The organism is Planctomycetota bacterium (assembly GCA_016235865.1).
Taxonomy (GTDB): domain Bacteria; phylum Planctomycetota; class MHYJ01; order JACQXL01; family JACQXL01; genus JACRIK01.
Genome location: JACRIK010000013.1, coordinates 1 through 2,582, shown reverse-complemented (window position 1 = coordinate 2,582; position 2,582 = coordinate 1). Strand labels below are relative to the sequence as shown.

Sequence of the window (2,582 nt, the reverse complement as noted above, 5' to 3'; positions counted from 1 at the left end):
ATGATAAGGCGCACATCAGCTATGGCGATTTTATAAACGGAGATCTCAAGTACGCCACAAACAAATCGGGCAAGTGGATAACAACGCGGGCGGCAAGCAGCGGTGACGTAAGCTGGTGTTCGTCCCTTGCGCTGGACGCCTCGAACCATGCGCACATCAGCCATTATGATGAAACCAACAATGTCCTCTGTTACACCACGAATGCCTCCGGGAAATGGGTAACTACGACGGTTGAAGCCGGTGGAGCGAATAGCTCCATCGCGCTGGATGCCGCAGGCAGGATACACATAACCTACTCGAGTTATACCGACCTCCACTACGCCACAAGCATCCAAAAGCCAACGGCCATTACAAAACCCGCCACGAATATAACAAAGACCTCAGCAAGGCTAAAAGCAAAGGTCAACGCAAACCGTCTGCAAACAGAAGTCTGGTTTGAATGGGGGACGGTAAGCGGCGGCCCCTACCCGAATTCATCCTCAAAGAAGGTATTTAACGATGGAAGAGACCGGAAGGTTACGTACACGGCAAAGGGGCTGGCACAAGGGACGGCTTATTATTACCGCGTTGCCGCCGAAAACGAGGACGGCATTACTTATGGGGAGGAGGCATCATTTAAAACAAAGAAGTAAGTTTGGAAGGCTGTTTTACGCGGTAGCATTGGTATCTGAATCAATTAACATTATTTTTTGGCAGTTTTTATAAGGAAAGGGGCTGTTATGTACATCAAACATAAGAGATGTAAGGTGTTTAGTATGCAAGCAGTTATTCTCATTGCGCTGTTTTTGTCCATGCCTCTTCTCATCATCATACATCCGGTGTCCGGCAATGACTCCACTGCCGGCGGCCTCAGCAGCGATTCCGGAGACGGCCGTGCCCTTGTCCCTCAGGCGGGAAAACCCCCTTGCCCGGCCATACTCCTTCCCTTACGCCAGAGGATGGCAGAAGAGAAAAGAAATCATCTTTCGCAATATGAGGATATTTACTCTCTCATCCATGGAAAGAACAGGAAGAGAGGAGCAGATACCCGATATCCGCTATCTCAGGCAAAAATTACCGATAAGGGTATACATTCTTCAGATGCAGGGCTATTAAGCTGGTCAATAGAGGCTGTAGATGCGCCAAAATATTTTGATTATCTTTCTTCGAGGGCCATTGCCGTCGATGCAAACAAACAACCCCATATCGTCTATGGAGGCGACCACCTGTATCACGCATACTATGACGGCGGCGCCTGGCGCTATGAAACCGTTGATTCGTCAGGTAACGTAGGCTATCAGGCGTCCATTGCCCTGGACCCATCCGGCCATATCCACATCAGCTATTATGATAGATTTCATGGAATTCTCAAGTATGCCACGAACGCATCCGGGGCGTGGGTGACAACAAATGTTGGCGCTGATGAATACGAGGGCTTTTATCATTCCATTGCGGTGGACGCCTCTGGCCACGTTCATATCAGCTATACAGACGACTACCGCCTCAAGCACACTACCAATGTATCAGGGGAGTGGGTGACGACTACCATAGACATTGGAAATCATTTCCTGGATAACTCCATAGCAGTTGACGCCGCTGGTTATGCACACATCAGCTATTTTGGGACTATGTCACTCAAGTACGCCACCAATGTATCAGGGGAATGGGTTGCCGTTATGGTGGATACTCCGGAGATTGGTGAAGATAATTCGATAGCGGTAGACGCCTCAGGCCACGCGCATATCAGCTATCACGGCAATGGCCTCATGTATGCTACCAACGTATCCGGGACATGGGTAACGGCTACGGTGGACAGTAAAGGATATTGGCCGTTGTATACATCACTGGCGCTGGATACTGCGGGTCATGTGTACATCGGCTATTATAGGAGCAACAGCCTCATGTATGCCACCAACCTATCCGGGTCGTGGGTAACAACAACCGTGGATAATAACGGAGACGCGGGTCTCTTTACCTCATTAGCGGTGGACGTCTCAGGCAATTCACACATCGGCTATTTTGAGAATAACAACCGTCATCTCAAATACGCTACTAACGCATCAGGGACATGGGAAACCGCTCTGATTGACCAGAGTGAATTCAGAGGTGGTGGTTTACTTGCGCTTGATGCATCCGGTAACGCGCACATCAGCTATTGGGGTGACTCTCTCATGTACGCCACCAATACCTCCGGCGAATGGGTAGCAACCATGGTTGATGATAGTGATTATGCAGGCGCTGATTCTATTGCGATAGACGCCAATAACGGTATGCACATCAGCTATTATGACGGCGCCCTCAAGTATGCCACAAATGCTGGCGGCGCTTGGGTGACAACTACGGTAGATAAAGGAAAAAGTAATGGTGTCGGCGATGACAACTCTATTGCAATAGACAGTTCCGGTTATGTCCACATCAGTTATTTCGATATAGACAATAATTATCTCAAGTATGCCACCAATGCCGGCGGTGTTTGGGTAACGACCAGGGTCGCTCAATTTGGTGATATCGGTATGCACACCTCTATTGCGGTAGACGACTCCAATCATGCGCACATTAGCTATTTTGGCGGCGACTACAATCATACCGCCCTCAACTATGCT

At 49.1% G+C, this 2,582-nt stretch carries 2 protein-coding genes; both read left to right on the top strand.

The genetic code is table 11. The annotated features are described in order from the left end of the window. Nucleotides 1–632: hypothetical protein (locus tag HZA49_04645; GenBank protein ID MBI5778723.1), on the top strand; the 632-nt coding region annotated here is incomplete at its 5' end. 123 nt (nt 633–755) lie between these two features. Then, on the top strand, nt 756–2,582 hold a 1,827-nt coding region (locus tag HZA49_04640; GenBank protein ID MBI5778722.1), incomplete at its 3' end, for a hypothetical protein.